Here is a 14594-nt window from a genome sequence, read left to right on the forward strand (position 1 = left end):
TCCTGTTCCGCGCCCCGGGCGGGCCCGGGCCTGATCCGCGGGCGGGGCTTGAGCGGCGCGGAATTGCGCCCACCTATCCTGACGGCGTAAAGACGCGGGCGCTCGGGGACGCACATCTCCCCGGGATCGGGACGGCGTTGGCCGCGGAGGAAATGCATGGCCGAGGCCGCCTGCGACGATAGACCCCTGGTCTTCGAGGACCTGGTGCGCTGGATGGCCGACGGGGCCAAGCCGGCCAGCCAGTGGCGGGTCGGCGCCGAACACGAGAAGTTCGTCTTCCGCCTCGCCGACCATTCGCCGGTCCCCTACGAGCCACAGGGTATCAAGGCGCTGCTGGACGGGCTCACGCGATTCGGCTGGGCGCCGGTGTACGAGGGCGAGAACGTCATCGCGCTCGAGCGCGGCGGCGCCAATGTCAGCCTGGAGCCGGGCGGCCAGTTCGAGCTGTCGGGCGCGCCGCTCGAGACCGTCCACGACATCTGCGAGGAGACGGGCCAGCACCTGGAAGAGGTGAAGGCCGTGGCCGACGAGCTGGGGCTGGGGTTCCTGGGCCTGGGCTTCACGCCCAACTGGACCCGCGAGCAGGTTCCGGTGATGCCCAAGGGCCGCTACGCCATCATGCGCCGCTACATGCCCAAGGTGGGCGGGCTGGGCCTCGACATGATGTTCCGCACCTGCACGGTGCAGGCGAACCTCGACTTCGCCGACGAGGCCGACATGGTGGCGAAGTTCCGCACGTCGCTCGCCCTGCAACCCATAGCCACGGCGCTGTTTGCCAACTCGCCGTTCGTCGAGGGCCGGCCGTCGGGCCTCGTCTCCAGCCGCGCCAATGTCTGGACCGACACCGATCCGGATCGCACGGGCATGTTGGACTTCGTGTTCCGCGACGGCTTCGGCTTCGAGACCTATGCTCGCTACGCGCTGGACGTGCCGATGTATTTCGTGAAGCGCGGCGACCGCTACATCGACGTCGCCGGGCGTTCGTTCCGCGACTTCATGGACGGCCGGCTGCCCGAGCTTCCCGGCGAGCGGCCGACGATCAAGGACTGGGCCGACCACACCACCACCATCTTCCCCGAGGTGCGGCTCAAGAAGTACCTGGAGATGCGCGGCGCCGACTCCGGTCCCTGGAGCCGCCTCTGCGCGTTGCCCGCGCTCTGGATGGGCGTGTTTTATGACGGGGCCGCGCTCGCCGCGGCCTGGGACCTGTGCAAGGACTGGGCGATCGAGGACCACGAGCGGCTGCGCGCCGACGTGGCCCGCCGGGGCCTGAAGGCCGGGATCGCCGGGCGCACCGTCCAGGACGTGGCGATCGACCTGCTGGCCATCGCGAAGCAGGGCCTGAAGAACCGCAACCGCCTTTCCGGCGGGATGGTGGACGAGAGTGGCTACCTGGCCGAGCTGGAGCACATCGCCGAGACGGGCGTGACGCCTGCGGAGCGCCTGCTCGAGCTGTACGAGACCCGCTGGAACCGCAGCGTGGACCCGGTCTTCGAGGACTTCGCCTACTGAAGGGTTTTCCGCAGGGGTCCCCGTTCCGTGCAGGCGACGGCTTGACGATGAGCGTGTGCTCCGGCGAGGGTCGCCCCCGAACGGCCGGGGCCGCGTGAGGACTGAAATGCCCGTCAAGCTGCCGAAGTACGCCCACTGGGTCGCTGAGCGCCGTTTCCTGGTGGACGCGGGAAGCGTGCCGGCGCTCGACCCCGGCCGCGCGCGCCGCATCGAGGACCTGTACGTGGACGGAGGCCGCCTCAGGCTCCGGCGCACCACCGACCTGGCCACCGGCGAGATGACGTACAAGCTCGCCAAGAAGTACGCGCCCGACAACCCGCTGATCGGCCCCATGACCAACCTCTACCTTTCGGCCGAGGAATACGAGGTTCTGAGCGTCCTGCCGGGCAAGCGGCTGTCCAAGCTGCGCCACAAGGTCGGCGCCTTCACCATCGACGTGTTCGAAGGCGCGCTCGAGGGCCTGCTCACGGCCGAGTGCGAGGCGACCAACCGCATGGCGGCGATGAAGTTCGACGTGCCGGGCTGGTGCGTCCGCGAGGTGACCGACGAGGTGGAGTACACCGGGGCCCGCCTGGCGCTCGCCACCTCGGCGCAGGACCTGAAGGCCTAGGGGCCTCCGGGGCGGCCGCCGCGCCGCCTATCGTCCGCCGCCGTCCAGTCCCGGAGTCTCCACGTTGGCCGGCCAGTGCTCGCGTTGCGAGCGGCCGTCGCCGGCGTCGGTATGCTGGACGATGGCGTCCACGTCGGTCTCGCGGTGATGGGGATTGACCGCCGCGTCGTCCACCGCGTGCAGCTCCACCTGATCGGGGTAGAACGCCAGGCGTCCGGCGATGGGCGCGACGTGGGCATAGGGCGTTTCATAGGTCCAGACCGCGTTCTCGGCGATCCGTCCGTCCCGCGCGATGGTGTAGTAGGCCGCGTCGCCCTTGTGCGGACAGTGGGTGTGGCGGTCGGTGCGCGACAGGAACGCCATCTCCACGTCCTCGCGCGGGAAGTAGATCACCGGCGGATAGGCCTTTTCGTTCAGGACCAGGGCGTCGGCGGAATCGGCGATCACATGCCCGGCGAAGACCGCCCGCCAGCGCGTCATCGCCGGCGCCACCGTGATCGGATGGTTCGGATCGGGTTGGGTCATGAGCGGCTCCTTTCGGGCGCCCCGCCAAGGATGCCTCGGCAGGGCGACGCGTTCCGGGCGGCGCCTCCGCGGCGCCCGTCCTGCGGGCCAAACGCGCAGGATCGCCGGAGGCTGCAATCATAAGGGATCGCCGCCGCCCGTGTCAGGTCCCGGCGCGCCGGTCCAGAACGCCGGTCCAGAACGCTGGTCCGGGGCGCCGGCCCAGGCCCGCTTGTGCTGGCGGTTTCCCCATGATTTTCTCGCCGCAGAATCCGCGGCGCGGGCATCGTCCGCCATCCGCCTGCACGAGCCCAGGGAAACCGGAACCCCCTCGACATGCCGACGATCTTTCTCATCGGCCTCGTGGTGACGCTCGTCACCGGCGCGCCCGTGCTCATGCAACTGCTGCGCAACCACCCGCGCGGCCTGATCATCCTCTTCTTCGCCGAGATGTGGGAGCGGTTCTCCTACTACGGGATGCGCGGCATCCTGATCTTCTACCTGACCCAGCACCTGCTGTTCGACGACGGCAAGGCCGGCGCGCAGTACGGCTCCTACACCTCGCTCGTGTATCTCCTCCCGCTGATCGGGGGCCTGCTCGCCGACCGCTACCTGGGCACCCGCAAGGCCGTCGCCTTCGGCGCCATCCTGCTGGTGGCGGGGCATCTCACGATGGCGGTCGAGGGCGCACCGACGAAACAGACCCTGGTCTACGCGGGCCAGAGCTATCCGGTCGCCGTCGAGGGCCGGATGGAGGCGCGCCAGGTCCGGCTGATGGTCGCCGACCAGCCCTACGAGTTCGCCGCCACGTCCGCGGGCGGCCTGGCGATCAAGGGCCTGCCGGCCGACGCGCCCCTGCCGGCCGAACTGCCCGCCGGCGAGTACGAGCTGACGAAGCAGATCGACCCCCTGGGCCAGAACGCCTTCTATCTGGCCGTCTCGCTCATCATCATGGGCGTCGGCTTCCTGAAGCCCAACATCTCCACCATCGTCGGCCAGCTCTATCCCCAGGGCGACCCGCGGCGGGATTCGGGCTTCACCCTCTACTATTACGGCATCAACCTGGGGGCCTTCTGGGCCTCGGTGCTCTGCGCCTGGCTGGGGCTGGAGTTCGGCTGGTGGGCGGGCTTCGGCCTGGCCGGCCTCGGCATGGCGGCCGGCCTCGTCGTCTTCATCCTCGGCAAGCCGCTGCTGGAGGGCAAGGGCGAGCCGCCGGATCCCGAGTTGCTGAAGGCCAGGGTCGCCGGACCGCTCAGCCGGGAGAGCCTGATCTACCTGGGCGGCCTGCTGGGCGTGATCCCCGTCTGGTTCCTGGTCCAGCGGAACGACATCGTGGGCGTGGCGCTGATCGCCTCCACCCTTGCCGCCCTGGGGTTCATCGTCTGGTTCCTGACCACCATCGACAAGGTCGAGCGCGAGCGGATGTTGCTGGCGCTGGTGCTGATCTTCGGCTCGGTGGTCTTCTTCACCCTGTTCGAGCAGGCCGGCACCTCGCTCAACCTGTTCGCGGCGCGCAACGTCGACCTGGGGCCGGTCACCGCCGGCCAGACCCAGTCGTTCAACGCGGGCTTCATCCTGATCTTCGCGCCGATCTTCGCGGCCATGTGGGCGTGGCTGGGCCGGCGTGGGCGCAGCCTGAACCCGACCCTGACCTTCGGCCTGGGCCTGATCCAGGTGGGGCTGGGCTTCCTGGTGGTGGTGTGGGGCCAGGGCCTGGCGGTCGACTACCGGATGCCGCTGTTCATGCTGGCGCTGCTCTACCTGCTGCACACCACGGGCGAACTGTTCCTCTCGCCGGTCGGCCTGTCGCAGATCACCAAGCTCAGCGTCGCCAAGGTGGTCTCGTTCATGATGGCGGTCTGGTTCCTGGCCTCGTCCATCGCCCAGTACGTGGGGGGCCTGATCGCCGGCGCGATGGGGACCGAGACGGTGGGCGGCCAGGTGCTGGACGCCGCGGCGGCCTTCGCCACCTCGATGGACGGCTTCAACAAGCTGGGCTGGGCCGGGGTCGGCTGCGGCGTGGCGTTCGTGGCGCTCAGCTTCCTGATCAAGCACTGGGCCCACGGCGCCGACGGCGCGACGCCGGCCGAGGATCCGCCGGCCCCCACCCTGGATGGCGAACGCCAGGCCGCGAAGCTCTGATCCGGGGCGCGCGCCGGGCGTGACGGGGAGGGATGCGGAGGCGGTTCCGGGCGCCCGCCCGTCCGCGTCCGTTCAATGGACGAACAGGTGCCGGCTGGGGCAGAGATCGGCGACCAGGCAGGCCTCGCATTTGGGCCGGCGCGCGACGCAGGTATAGCGGCCGTGCAGGATCAGCCAGTGGTGCGCGCGGGTCAGATAGGGCTCGGGGACCACCGCCATCAGGTCGGCCTCCACCTTGTCGGGGGTCTTGCCCGTGGACAGGCCCAGGCGGTGCGAGACGCGGAAGACGTGGGTGTCGACGGCGATGGCCGGCTCGATCCGCAGCTCGTTCAGCACCACCGAGGCCGTCTTGCGGCCCACGCCCGGCAGCGCCTGGAGCTGCTCGCGCACCATCGGAACCTCGCCGCCGTAGTCGGCCAGCAGGATCTCGGCCATCCGGATCACGTTCCTGGCCTTCATGTTGTAGAGGCCGATCGACGAGATGAAGGGTTTCAGGCCCGCCTCGCCCAGCGCCAGCATCTTGTCGGGGGTGTCGGCCACCGAGAACAGCCTCGCCGTCGCCTTGTTCACCGACACGTCGGTCGCCTGGGCCGAGAGGGCGACCGCGACCACCAGGGTGTAGGGGCTGTCGTAGTCCAGCTCGGTGCGCGGATCGGTCTCCTCGCGCTCGAAGCGGTCGAACAGTTCGGCGATCCGGGCCTGTTCGGCCGGCTTGAGTCGTTTCCGGACGGGCGTCTTGCGGACCGGCACGGGCGCCTCAGAGCACCAGGTCGGCGCTGACCGGCGCGTGGTCGGACGGCCGCGCCCACGCGCGCACGTCGTCGTGGACCCGGCTGGCCGGCGCGCCCAGGCGCCAGGCGGCGTCGCGCAGGCCGGGGCTGACCAGGATGTGGTCCAGGCGCAGGCCGCGGTTCGACTGGCGGAAGTCGGCGGCCCGGTAGCTCCACCACGACGCCAGCTTCTCGGGTTCCGGGGTGGTCGAGCGGGTCAGGTCGGTGAGCTGGCCCGCGGCCTCCATCGCCCGGAAGGCCTCCACCTCCACCGGCGTGTGGCTCACCACCTTCGACATGTATCTGTGGTTCCAGACGTCGAACTCGCCCGGCGCCACGTTCAGGTCGCCGACGATGGCCAGCGGCGCCCTGGGATCGCGCTGCGCTAGGTCGGCCGTCAACTTCTCGTAGAAGTCCAGCTTGTGGTCGAACTTGGGGTTCAGCTCGCGGTCGGGCAGGTCGCCGCCGGCCGGGATGTAGAAGTTGTGGATCTCGACGCCCGCCACCGTCGCGCCGACGCAGCGGGCGTGCTTCTCGCGGCAGACGTCCAGGGGCCGGGCGTCCTCCAGGGGCAGGCGCGAGGCGATGGCCACCCCGTGCCAGCCCTTCTGGCCGGCGATCTTCAGGTGGGGCAGGCCCATCTCCTTGAAGGCGTTCACGGGGAATTCGCCCTCGCGGCACTTGATCTCCTGCAGGCACAGGACGTCGGGGGCCTGTTCGGCGACGAACCGGGCGGCCTGCTCGGCGCGTAGCCGGACCGAGTTCACGTTCCACGTGCAGATTCGAAGGCGCATGCGATGTCTTACCGGATGCCGGCCGCCGTGTGGAAAGGCAAATGGGGGCAAAAGAAGACCCGGACGCGGCAAAGCGTCCGGGTCGTTAGTCGTCTCTCATGCCGCCGCCGGGAGGGGATAGGTTCCGGCACGGACCCGCCAGCGCAACCGTGCGCCGACGACGTAGTGATAATATCGCCACAGTATGACAAAATGTCAAAGGACTTTATCGGTAAAGCTTGCGTGTGTCTGAAAAGGCGCACTTTCGACGCGCGCGTCAGACTTTTCCGCGTCCAGGAGCCTTCGGGCGGGGATCTTTCAGAACGAACAGCGACCGATCCAGGCCCGAGGCGCGCTCCAGACCCTGGAGTTGCACACGCGTAGGTCGTCCTTGAGCATCAGTAACCGCCCAGCCTGCAAGCGCAAGGGGATTGTCGGTGAAGGTCAGGGTGATCTGGCCGGCGGTTTCCTTCTTCCCGTCGCGGGCGGTGATGGAGAAGCCGTCCGCGGCGCGCGCCACCCGGGTGATCGTGACGCCCCGGTCCAGGCGGATCGTGCGGGCCAGGAACAGCGACAGGGGCGTGGCCGAGAGCGGATACTGGTCGAAGGTCTTCAGGCGCTTGTCCTGCACCGAGACCACCCGGCCGTCCGAAACCACCAGCAGGCCCGACGGCGGATCGTAGGCGAACCGGGCCTGGCCGGGACGTTTCATGAAGAGCTGGCCGGTGGTCAGGCGGCCGCGGGCGTCGGTCTGCACGAAGCGCGCCTTGGCTTCGCTGAGGCCCTCCAGATAAGCCACCGCGCGGTCCACCAGCGCCTTGTCGGCGGGGGCGAGGCCGGTCTGGGCGGCGGCAGGGCCGGCGAAGGGCGCGGCGGCGAGGGCAAGGGCTATGTGGCGTCGTGTCGGTCTCATGCGGACTCCGTAGCTCGCCGAACCTGTACCGCGCCAGAACGGCGGCAATTTGGCTGGTCCCACGTTCTTCGGCCCTGGACCGCGTGACCCGAGCGGCGGCGCCTCGGTCTTGACGTCACATGCTAGATGTTCTATATTTGTTCTCATGTCTGCAGAGACCCGCCAGCTCGACGCCATGCGTGAGGCCGCGTTCGGTCTCGGGATGGGGTTTGCGCGCGCGGCCGAGGCCGAGGGCGACCTGGATCGCAGGCTCCGGCTGTTCGAGGCCTTCAACCGCAGCTTCGCCTCGGTCCGGCTGGCCATCGCGCTCGCGATGCGGGTGCGGCGCGAGGGGCGGCTGCCCCCGCCGTCCCCGTCGGCCCTGGCGGAAGCCGCCCGGCGCGAGCCTGGGACGGAGCGCCCCGAGGCGCTGGACCGGCCCGAGCCGCCGGACTCTCCTGAGCCGCCCGAGCGGATCACCTATGACGAGCGCGACCGGGACCGCGAGGCCGAGCGCGTCAGCCTGCCCATCCTGCTGCGCACCCTGGCGCGCGTCGCCGACGACGCCGGGACGCTGACGCCGCAGGCCGCCGAGCTTCCGGGCCTGCGCGAGCTGCTCGACCGGGTCGGCGCTCCGTCCGGGCCGCCGACGTCCGTGTCGGTCGCCGCGCCGCCGCCTTCGCCCCGATCGCCTTCGGCCCAGCCGTCTTCCGGCGGCGCGCTGCGCGCCCGACTCTCGGGTGGGACCGCGGCCCTCACCCTGTCGCCCCGCCCGCCCGACGGATCGGGCCTTCCGGGCCTCTCCCCCGGCTTCCGGCCAGGCGGCGTCCGATCCACCGGCCCGCCCCGCCGCTGAGGCCGTCGCGCTGCGGCGGGAGACGCCTACGCGCGGCGTTCAAGCCTGGTTCCCGCTGGCGCCGTCCGACGTGCTCCCCTGGCCGCAGCGGCCGGGCGCTGGCGCACGCCCGCTGCGGTCAGGGCGCCGCGCTCACCAGGATCTCGCGCTTGCCGGCATGGTTGGCGGGACCGACGACGCCCTCCTGCTCCATCCGCTCCATCAGCGAGGCGGCGCGGTTGTAGCCGATCTGCAAGCGGCGCTGGATGTAGCTGGTCGAGGCCTTGCCGTCGCGGGTCACCACGGCCACGGCCCGGTCGTAGAGGTCGTTGCTCTCGGATTCCCCGCCGAAACCCGGGTCGCCCTCTTCCCCGTCTTCGTCGCCGCCGGCCGTCACCTCCTCCAGATAGGCGGGCTGGCCCTGGTCGCGCAGGAACCGGGCCACCGCCTCGACCTCGCCGTCGCTGACGAAGGGGCCGTGCAGGCGGGTGATGCGGCCGCCGCCGGCCATGTAGAGCATGTCGCCCTGGCCCAGGAGCTGTTCGGCGCCCTGCTCGCCCAGGATGGTGCGGCTGTCGATCTTGGAGGTGACCTGGAAGCTGATCCGGGTCGGGAAGTTGGCCTTGATGGTGCCGGTGATCACGTCCACCGACGGCCGCTGGGTGGCCATGATCAGGTGGATGCCCGCCGCGCGCGCCATCTGGGCCAGCCGCTGGACGGCGCCCTCGATGTCCTTGCCGGCCACCATCATCAGGTCGGCCACCTCGTCGATGATGACGACGAGGTAGGGCATCGGCTCTGGCCGGATCTTCTCGCTCTCGTAGGTGGCGCGGCCGGCCTCGTCGAAGCCGGTCTGGACCGTCCGCTCGAAGTGCTCGCCCTTGGCCAGCGCCTCGCGGGCGCGCTCGTTGAAGCTCGCGATGTTGCGCACGCCGATCTTGGACATGCGGCGATAGCGGTCCTCCATCTCGCGCACGGTCCACTTGAGCGCGACGATGGCCTTCTTCGGGTCGGTGACGACGGGCGCCAGCAGGTGCGGGATGCCGTCGTAGACCGACAGTTCCAGCATCTTGGGGTCGATCATGATCAGCCGGCACTGGTCGGGCGGCAAGCGGTACAGGATCGACAGGATCATGGCGTTGACGCCCACCGACTTGCCCGAGCCGGTCGTCCCGGCGATCAGCAGGTGGGGCATCTTGGCCAGGTCGGCCACATAGGGTTCGCCGCCGATGGTCTCGCCCAGCACCACGGGCACCACCTGGCTGCCGCGCTCGTACTCGCCCGAGGCCAGCAATTCGCGCAGGTAGACGGTCTCGCGCCGCTGGTTGGGCAGTTCGATGCCGATGGCGTTGCGGCCCGGCACCACCGAGACGCGGGCCGAGGCCACGCTCATGGAGCGCGCGATGTCGTCGGCCAGGGCCACCACGCGGGCCGACTTCACGCCGGCGGCGGGCACCAGCTCGTACAGGGTGACCACGGGGCCGGGGCGGATCTGGTCCACCTGGCCGCGGACGCCGAACTCGGCCAGCACGCTCTCCAGGAGCTGGGCGTTCTGGCGCAGCGCGCCTTCGTCGAACTGGGCGGCCCGCGCCGGCGCCTTGGACAGCATCGACAGTTCCGGAAGCTGGAATCCGCCGTCCTGGGCGAAGGCGAATGTGGCCTGCGCCTCCTTCTGCTCGCGCGCGCTCTCCTTGGGCGCCGGCTTGGGAGCCTTGACCAGCGGCGCCGGCGCGTCGGCTGCCGAGGCCGCGATCGGGGCGGACCCCGGGACGGGATCGTCCGGGGCGGCCTCGGGAACGGCCGGCGCCTCGCCCCGGCCCCGGCGGGCCACGCGGGCCGGCTTGGGCTCGGGCGCCTGGGCCTTGAGCTTGGGTCGGGGCGTGAGCGCGTGGCCCAGGCCGTCCGCCATCCGGCGGAGATCCAGGCGCGACAGGCCCAGGCCGTAGCCGAACGCCAGAAGGCCGGCGACGGCGAAGGCCACGCCGGCGACCGGCGCGGCCGCCGGAATGCGCGCATAGGCGATCAGGCCCGCCAGCCCGGTGAACAGGCCGTCGCCCCAGAAGCCGCCCAGGCCCTTGGCCAGCGGCCAGCCGGCGGGGATCGGCGCCCAGGCCAGGGCGGCGGCCACGGCCAGCAGCCCCAGGGCGCCCAGCCCGGCGCGCAATCTCAGGCGCAGTCGCGCCGTCTCGGGCTCGGGATCGGTCACCCGGGCCAGGCCGCACACCACCAGCAGCAGCGCCGCCAGGGCCGCGGCCAGGCCCAGCGACTGGATGCCGGCGTCCGCCAGGACCGCGCCGGCTCCGCCCAGGGCGTTGGTCGGCGCGGCGGGACCCGAGGCGTTCAGGCTGGGATCGGCGGGATTGTAGGTCGCGAACGCCACTGCGAGCACGACGCCGGCCGCCGCCACGAGGCCGCCCCGCAGCCGCGCCGCCGCCGGATGGTCCCAGATCAGCCGCGCGATGTGGAAGACGAGCTCCCCGCCGGTTTTCCGCGCCGCGCGCGCCATGCCCAAAGGCCTCCGAGACGATGTCGAGGGCCCTGTTTGCGGCAGGGACCGTTAATCGCGCGTTTACCGTGATTTGGCGGAAGGGTGCAGGCGTCCCGGGAACCCCTTCAGGCCGCGGCGGAAGCCGAGGCGCGCCGGTTCAGAAGCTGTTCGGCGCAGGCGTAGGTCCTTGCATTGTCCACGTCGATGGCGTGGGCGCCGTCGGCCAGGATCACGGGTTCGATCCGCAGCCGGAACCGCCGGCCCAGCCGCCCGAGCGCGCCGCGCAGCGTGAGACGGCCCAGCAGCATGAGCGCCAGGTTGGCCGGACCCAGGTGGAGGAGCATCCGCAACGGCTTCTTGGCGAACTGCCCGCCGCTCCGGAAGCTCTCGGCCGCCCGCGCCGCCGCCGGGCCGCTGAGGGCGTAGAGGTTGCAGTTCGACCAGGCTCCGTCGGCGAAGCGGTAGAACCGCCGCTGGCCGTCCGGATGCGCCGCCCTCACCGCCGCCTCGGCCGCCAGCGCTACGGCCACATCGGCGCCCCGGGACAGGGCCGTCAGGATCTCCAGCACCGCGCCAGGGGTGAGCAGGACGTTGTCGGACGTGGTGATGACGATGGGCCCTTCCACCCCCGCCGCGGCGGCGTGGACGCTGTCCGCCAGGTTGCCCGCCGCGACGACCGCTTCCACCGGCGCGGGGCCACGACCCAGCACGCCCATCACGGCGCCCAGGTTCGCCGGCTCGGCCACCACCTTCAGCCGCGCCAGGCCGGGAGTGGCCTGCAGCGCCGCCGCGGCGTGCGCCACCAGCGGCGCGCCGCAGATGGGCGCCAGGCTCTTGTTGGGAACGCCGGCCGCCGCGGCCAGGGTGTCGACGACGCCCGCGCGCTGGCCGGCCAGCAGGATGGCGGTGAACCGCGTCTCCGACGTCGGTTCAGGCCGCGACATGGAAGGTCCGGGCCAGCAGCCCCTGGCGGGAGAGGCTCTCGGTCAGGATGGTCTCGATCAGGTCGCGGTGGCTCCAGCCGATCTGGCCGGCCGCCAGGGCGATGGTCTTCCGGGACCAGAGGTTGCAGTTGAGGTTGACCTCCAGGAACTGGATCTCTCCCGTCCGCACGTCGGTCCGGAACTCGAAGCGGCCGTAGTCGAACGGCCCGAACTCGGCCAGCATCCGCTGCGCCCGGGCTTCCACGATCCGGCGCGTATCGCCGTCCGCCAGGGGGCCGATCTCATAGGCCGGTTCCGCGGTGGGCCCTCCGGCCCGCCCGGACGCCAGGCTGCGCTTCTCGGCGTAGGTCCGCAGCGCCTCGGGGTCGGCCTGTTCCACGATCTGAACAGGCAGCAGCGCGGGAGCGCCCCCCGATGTAATGACCGGAACCTCGATGTCGTGGCCGGGCATGAACGGCTCGACCAGGGCGTCGTGGCCTTCGTCGTGCAGGCGCAGCACGGCGGCCCGTACGCCGGGCCAGTCGACGGCGTCGCCGACTCCCCAGCTCGCGGACGAGGCGTTGGGCTTGACCACATAGCGGTCGGCGCGGGGGCATGCGCCCGGGTCGAGCGGTGCGCCGCGGCGATAGATCGCCCAGGGCGCGGTCGGCACGCCGTGGGCCACGGCCACGCGCTTGGCCAGGTGCTTGTCGTCGGCCAGCCCGCGCAGGATCGGGCTCGCGCCCAGGTACGGCAGGCCCAGGCGTCCGCACAGGAGCGGCAGCAGCATCTCCGAGTTGAGGAACCCGCCCCGGTTCAGCAGGGGGAAGACGAAGTCCGCCAGGGGATCCTCGAACAGGGCGCTGTCGTGGTCGGCGAGGGCGAGGTTCACGCCGATCTCCTCCAGGGTCAGCCGCATCTCGCGGTGATAGAGGGCGTGGTTGCCATCCTGCGGATGCAGGCCCCCGTCCCATCGCGCATGCTTGGCGATGAACAGGATGCGCAGGGCGCGCGCCGCGGCCGGCAGCCGGCTGGGCGCGAGTGTCGGATGGATCATGCGGGCGGCCCCTTTCGCCCGTCCCTTAGCCGGGTCGCATGACGGCGCCGCTACGCTTTGGTGGCAGGACGATGAGCGGCCCAGCAAAGCGGCAAGCCGCCCCGCGTCCGCTGGACGCCGAAAGTGATGATCCCGCGTCCGCTGGACGCAAGGACCATCCCGCGTCCGCTGGACGCAGCGTCACCTTGACACCGGATGTCTCGAATTTGGAGCGGGCGAGGCGATTCGAACGCCCGACCCCAACCTTGGCAAGGTTGTGCTCTACCCCTGAGCTACGCCCGCGCTCCGACGGGTCCGTGGCCGGTCCCGATTGCGAGAGGCGGCCTTATGGCAGACCGCCCCTGGGTTTGCAACTGGGTTTGCGAACGGTCCCGGGCGGAGAATCCTCAGCGGAATTTCGGGGCCTTCAGCCGGCGCTTGTTGACGTGTCCTTCCGGGTTCGGCGCCCCGGCTTCCTCGGGGAACTCGCCCTTGAAGTAGTAGCGCTGCCAGGCCTCCTTGGTGGCCTCGGGATCACCGCGGAAGATCTTCTTGTTGAACTCGCTGCGGTGCTTCTCCCAGACGTCGTACTGGTGGCGCAGCTCGGGGTTGGAATCGAGCTGGCGGATCACCGGCTGGATCTCGTGCAGGGTGTGGTCCTGCAGCAGGCTGATGAAGCAGAAGGGCTCGCCCTTCTCGAACCGCACCCGGCCTGGCCGCGTGAAGAGCCAGTTCATGGTGAAGGGAAAGGGCAGCCAGTCGGTTTCGACCACGCCCGACAGCGGCTGGATGCCGTCCTTGACCTGATTGGGCGCGCCCATGACCCACATCGACCACCCCGGGGGCGTGCGGAACATGTAGCCCGCATGGAACGTCACCACGCCGTGGCTGAAGTGACTGGAGACATAGTGGTGGAAGTGAGGGTGGGGCCGGTCGGGCGTGAGCTTGATGTCCTCCTGCATCAGGCCGCCGTTCCATTCGGCGGTGAACGCGACGGGGCACAGGAGCTCCCAGCCGGACGAGTTGGCCATGTTGAGCGGCAGGCACCGATAGGGGTGCCGCGCCATGAAGCTGTCCATCCAGGCGCGCTGCGGGCGGCCAGGGACGATCTCGGGCGGGGTCACGTCGCGCGAGACGGTGGGATAGCACTCCAGTTCCATGGGTTCTCGCTGGCTCGGGGCTCTCGGCGGGTTGCGCTCGACGCCCGACCCTTAAGCTCCCGTTTCGCCCGACGTCCAGTGCGGGGGAGAGCGCGATACGAAAAAGCCCCGGCTGCGGGCGCAGCCGGGGCCTTCGTGTCATCGCAACGCCGTCGCCGGCGCCGCAGCGTCGAACCTAGGCGAGCACCCGGCGACGCGAACGGAGCATGGTGCCAGCGGCGCCGAAGCCCATGATCATCATAGCCCAGGTGGCGGGTTCGGGAACCACGCCGAGCGAGCCGGCGAGACCGTCGAACTCGAACGCGTCCTGGCTGGAGGCGAACGTGATCGAAGACACCTTCTTGCCTTCAAAGTCGTAGAAGATCCGATAGCCGGCGGTGCGGTCACCGTCGCCGGCGGGGGAGCCGCCCCAGATCGAATTGCCGCTGAAAACCTGGCTGCCGCCGCCCACGAAGTTGAAGGTCACTTCGTTATACTCGTCGGGCGAGCCCATGTAGAAGCTGAACGACGTGAAGGCGAAGCCGTTCAGGGCCGAGAACGTGGCGGTCGTGCCGCCCTGCACGGAGGCGTAGTTGGTGTCGTCCACCGGGACCGTGGCGCCGCCCACGGTGGTGCCGCCCGACCAGGGCGGGGGCGCGGAATTGGTGATCGGGTCGGGCGTCGTCGTGACGACGTTGCCGACATACAGCACATTGGCGTCGCTGATGGCGTCGAAATCCTCGAGGATCACCTGGCCAGGCAGAAGGCTGGTGCCAAGCAGATCGTCCGCGGTGGTAGCGGTGGTGATCACGACAACGGCGTTGGCCGAGGACGCCGCCCCGACCACCAGTGCGGCGACGGACGCCGCGGCTAGAAACTTGTTCATATTGCACCCCGAAAAGTCGGCGGGCCCACTCCGGACCCATCGTCGGGAACCATACATTAACTTTGTTCCTGCGGCGAATCGCCT

Annotated in this window: 13 protein-coding genes and 1 tRNA gene; 4 read left to right on the forward strand and 10 right to left on the reverse strand. The window is 70.4% G+C overall.

Going from position 1 to position 14594, the window contains the following annotated elements; genetic code table 11:
- Positions 1–156: 156 nt before the first annotated feature.
- Both WG212_RS04145 and WG212_RS04150 read left to right on the forward strand, forming a co-directional pair.
- Positions 157–1512: a glutamate--cysteine ligase gene (locus WG212_RS04145; protein WP_337185803.1), complete on the forward strand. Its 1356-nt coding sequence runs from the start codon at positions 157–159 to the stop codon at positions 1510–1512.
- Between the two features lie 106 nt (positions 1513–1618).
- The gene (locus WG212_RS04150) at positions 1619–2122 is read left to right on the forward strand and encodes a hypothetical protein (protein ID WP_337185804.1); all 504 of its coding nucleotides are present in this window, start codon (positions 1619–1621) and stop codon (positions 2120–2122) included.
- 27 nt (positions 2123–2149) lie between these two features.
- On the opposite strand, the gene WG212_RS04155 is transcribed toward WG212_RS04150, so the two are convergent.
- Positions 2150–2647, reverse strand: a complete 498-nt coding sequence (locus tag WG212_RS04155) for a DUF427 domain-containing protein (RefSeq protein WP_337185805.1) — start codon at positions 2645–2647, stop codon at positions 2150–2152.
- Positions 2648–2962: 315 nt separating this feature from the next.
- Between WG212_RS04155 and WG212_RS04160 the strand changes: the two genes are divergently transcribed.
- Positions 2963–4768 carry an oligopeptide:H+ symporter gene (locus tag WG212_RS04160; protein ID WP_337185806.1) on the forward strand — a complete coding sequence of 602 codons (1806 nt, stop codon included), beginning with the start codon at positions 2963–2965 and terminating at the stop codon, positions 4766–4768.
- 72 nt (positions 4769–4840) lie between these two features.
- Here the strand turns inward: WG212_RS04160 and nth are convergent, their stop codons facing one another.
- From nth to WG212_RS04175, 3 genes are all read right to left on the reverse strand, one after another.
- Positions 4841–5518 carry an endonuclease III gene (nth, locus tag WG212_RS04165; protein ID WP_337185807.1) on the reverse strand — a complete coding sequence of 226 codons (678 nt, stop codon included), beginning with the start codon at positions 5516–5518 and terminating at the stop codon, positions 4841–4843.
- Positions 5519–5525: 7 nt separating this feature from the next.
- On the reverse strand, positions 5526–6332 hold the full coding sequence (locus tag WG212_RS04170; RefSeq protein WP_337185808.1) for an exodeoxyribonuclease III: 807 nt from the start codon (positions 6330–6332) through the stop codon (positions 5526–5528).
- A 256-nt stretch (positions 6333–6588) separates the two neighbouring features.
- Complete coding sequence (locus WG212_RS04175) at positions 6589–7224, reverse strand: outer-membrane lipoprotein carrier protein LolA (protein WP_337185809.1); 636 nt, start codon at positions 7222–7224, stop codon at positions 6589–6591.
- A 145-nt stretch (positions 7225–7369) separates the two neighbouring features.
- On the opposite strand from WG212_RS04175, the gene WG212_RS04180 reads away from it, so the two are divergent.
- Positions 7370–8059 (forward strand): hypothetical protein, encoded by a 690-nt coding sequence (locus WG212_RS04180; protein WP_337185810.1) that lies wholly within the window; start codon positions 7370–7372, stop codon positions 8057–8059.
- Between the two features lie 118 nt (positions 8060–8177).
- Here the strand turns inward: WG212_RS04180 and WG212_RS04185 are convergent, their stop codons facing one another.
- From WG212_RS04185 to WG212_RS04210, 6 genes are all read right to left on the reverse strand, one after another.
- Complete coding sequence (locus WG212_RS04185; RefSeq protein ID WP_337185811.1) at positions 8178–10544, reverse strand: DNA translocase FtsK 4TM domain-containing protein; 2367 nt, start codon at positions 10542–10544, stop codon at positions 8178–8180.
- Positions 10545–10651: 107 nt separating this feature from the next.
- A complete protein-coding gene (locus tag WG212_RS04190) occupies positions 10652–11470 on the reverse strand; it encodes a hypothetical protein (protein WP_337185812.1) in 819 nt (272 codons plus the stop codon).
- The gene (locus WG212_RS04195; protein WP_337185813.1) at positions 11457–12506 is read right to left on the reverse strand and encodes a hypothetical protein; all 1050 of its coding nucleotides are present in this window, start codon (positions 12504–12506) and stop codon (positions 11457–11459) included. The genes WG212_RS04190 and WG212_RS04195 overlap by 14 nt, the downstream gene beginning before the upstream one ends.
- Positions 12507–12713: 207 nt before the next feature.
- Positions 12714–12788, reverse strand: a tRNA-Gly gene (locus WG212_RS04200).
- Between the two features lie 104 nt (positions 12789–12892).
- Entirely contained in the window at positions 12893–13645 is a 753-nt protein-coding gene (locus WG212_RS04205; protein WP_337185814.1) for a DUF6065 family protein, read from the reverse strand.
- A 175-nt stretch (positions 13646–13820) separates the two neighbouring features.
- The gene (locus tag WG212_RS04210; RefSeq protein WP_337185815.1) at positions 13821–14510 is read right to left on the reverse strand and encodes a PEPxxWA-CTERM sorting domain-containing protein; all 690 of its coding nucleotides are present in this window, start codon (positions 14508–14510) and stop codon (positions 13821–13823) included.
- Positions 14511–14594 lie beyond the last annotated feature (84 nt).

Origin of the sequence: Phenylobacterium sp. (genome assembly GCF_037189685.1) — a bacterium.
GTDB lineage: Bacteria > Pseudomonadota > Alphaproteobacteria > Caulobacterales > Caulobacteraceae > Phenylobacterium.